The following is a 2,500-nucleotide window of genomic DNA, read 5'->3' as shown; positions in this document are numbered from 1 at the left end:
ACGGCGGCGACTTGCGGCCGTGACGCCGAGCCGCCGAAGTCGCTGGCCATCAGCTCGCGCAGGCTCAGGCCGGCTTCGCCCGCCGGGGCCAGAGCTCGGGCGACGTCGCTGTGCGAGCCGACCCGCAGGCGAGTCGGCGCGTCGTCCTCGCCGATATCGGAAAACAGGAACAGCATGAGCAGGGCGCGGCCGCGGGAAGCGACGTTGATCCGCCAGTCGAGGAAGTCCGGCGATTCCCAGCCGAAGCTCATGTCGACGTGCCAGCCAGTGTCGCCGGGATCGTCAGGGGAGGGGAAGCGAATCGGGAAGGTCCCCATGGCGCCGCAGGGGAGCCATCGACCCGGGCCGGCCAATTGGTCGAAGGCGTCGTGCAGGCGCGCGGTGTTGGCGGCGTCGACGAACGGGGCCTCGCTATAGATGCCGAGGCGGACGACAGACTGTGTCCAGCCGGCGGGGTCGTCGGGGTCGAGGGCCATATCGCGCCACAGGCGCGTCCGGACGGCCTCGGCCAGAGGGCGGGGGAAGGCATCGTCCAGGCGGACGTAGCCGTCGGTGATGAACTGTTCGATCTGCGCCGCACCCAGGGCGCGGTCGGAAGCGGTGTCTGCAGGCATGGGGGTCTCTCGAGCTGGCCTGAGCAGGCGTGAGCTTGGCGCGTTGCGCGGCGGTCGGTCCGCAAGGGCGGGCGACTCAGGTTCGGAAGAGACTCATGAACATCATGGGACAAATCTGGCGGTGGAGGCGTTTTGCAGCAAGAGCGCCTCCCGCTGGCGGCGACAGGAAAGGTAGAGGAGAGCCATGAACAAGAAGATCGACCTCGCCACGGTTCCCGTACAGTCCGGGAGCAACTATCCCGATCCCTTCCATCTCCCTTGCATGCCGCAGACCTATCAGAAGATCGCCAGGCACGCGGGCCTCACCGAGTTCGGGGTCAACCTGACGGTCCTCCAGCCCGGGGCTTGGTCGAGCCAGCGGCACTGGCATACGCATGAGGACGAGTTCGTCTGGGTGGTCGAGGGCGAGCTGGTGCTGGTCACCGAGTCCGGCGAGGAGACCTTAAGGGCCGGCGACTGCGCCGCCTTCCGGCGGGGCGATCCCGATGGGCATCATCTGATCAATCGGACCGACAGGCCGGCCAAGGTGCTGGAGATCGGCAACGCCAGTCCGCTGGACGTCTGCACCTACTCGGACATCGACATGGTCGCTGGACCGGGCGACGAAGGCTATCGCCACCGGGACAGCCGACCCTATCCGCAGCGGGGTTGAGCGCAGGGCGCCAGCGTTCTGCGAAGAATCTGTGTCAGCGGGGTTGCCAGCGAGGCAGGGACCCCATAGAAGGCGCCTCTGCTTAGCACGGCTCGCGCCGCCAACGAGGGCAGGGGATTTCTTCCCTTGCAATTTCGGCAGCGATGAGTATGTTCCGCAACCTCAATCGACTCGGTCAGCGACCTGGAGGGATGCCTCGGCTTCCCTGGGTGGCTGGTTTTGTCTCTGAAAGCGGGGGTTTCTTCGGAAACTGTCGGTCTCCGAGAAAAACAAAATCGAGCGGTTGACACCAACGGAGCGGCCAAATAGAAGGCCGCCTCTCGCCGCCACCGGGCGCTAAACGGTGGGGCCGGAAGTTCTGGTCGGGTCTTTGACATTGTAGATTTGGAAAGAGAAACGCAGGCGGCGACGTTCTGGCGGTGGGTTTAACCAACCCACCTCGACGTCGACAAAATGCGGTCTCTTGAAGACACCATGAATATCGACTGGTTGGCTTTGGCTGGCCGGTCAATGTGAATGGGAACTCGTCAAGATACTATGCAAAACCAGATACGCCGGCTTGGGAGCGATCCTGAGCTGAACTACTGGAGTCAATGTCAACTCAACCTGAGAGTTTGATCCTGGCTCAGAGCGAACGCTGGCGGCAGGCCTAACACATGCAAGTCGAACGGACCTTTCGGGGTTAGTGGCGGACGGGTGAGTAACACGTGGGAACGTGCCTTTTGGTTCGGAACAACTCAGGGAAACTTGAGCTAATACCGAATGTGCCCTTCGGGGGAAAGATTTATCGCCATTAGAGCGGCCCGCGTCTGATTAGCTTGTTGGTGAGGTAATGGCTCACCAAGGCTACGATCAGTAGCTGGTCTGAGAGGATGATCAGCCACATTGGGACTGAGACACGGCCCAAACTCCTACGGGAGGCAGCAGTGGGGAATCTTGCGCAATGGGCGAAAGCCTGACGCAGCCATGCCGCGTGAATGATGAAGGTCTTAGGATTGTAAAATTCTTTCACCGGGGACGATAATGACGGTACCCGGAGAAGAAGCCCCGGCTAACTTCGTGCCAGCAGCCGCGGTAATACGAAGGGGGCTAGCGTTGCTCGGAATTACTGGGCGTAAAGGGAGCGTAGGCGGATAGTTCAGTCAGAGGTGAAAGCCCAGGGCTCAACCTTGGAACTGCCTTTGATACTGGCTATCTTGAGTTTGGGAGAGGTGTGTGGAACTCCGAGTGTAGA

The 2,500-nt window shown here is 61.9% G+C and carries 2 protein-coding genes and 1 rRNA gene (2 of these 3 only partly in view); 2 read left to right on the top strand and 1 reads right to left on the bottom strand.

Going from position 1 to position 2,500, the window contains the following annotated elements:
* A protein-coding gene (locus O5I81_RS13835; protein WP_271065454.1) for a phytanoyl-CoA dioxygenase family protein crosses the window boundary here: on the bottom strand, positions 1-614 show its 5' portion. It extends 187 nt beyond the left edge of the window; 614 of the gene's 801 nt are visible here — the first part of the coding sequence; the start codon lies at positions 612-614; the stop codon falls past the left edge of the window.
* A gap of 184 nt (positions 615-798) precedes the next feature.
* Here O5I81_RS13835 and O5I81_RS13830 point away from each other — a divergent pair, with 184 nt between their 5' ends.
* Positions 799-1,266, top strand: coding sequence for a cupin domain-containing protein (locus O5I81_RS13830; protein ID WP_271065453.1), 468 nt, complete (start codon positions 799-801; stop codon positions 1,264-1,266).
* Between the two features lie 602 nt (positions 1,267-1,868).
* Positions 1,869-2,500 (top strand): 16S ribosomal RNA (locus tag O5I81_RS13825); it runs 852 nt beyond the window's last position.

The organism is Caulobacter sp. NIBR1757, from assembly GCF_027912495.1.
Lineage (GTDB): Bacteria > Pseudomonadota > Alphaproteobacteria > Caulobacterales > Caulobacteraceae > Caulobacter.
This window is presented reverse-complemented; position numbering and strand designations above follow the sequence as displayed.

Coding starts and splice junctions, on each gene's coding strand:
- O5I81_RS13830 (WP_271065453.1), top strand. CDS start 799: ATGAACAAGAAGATCGACCTCGCCACGGTTCCCGTACAGTCCGGGAGC.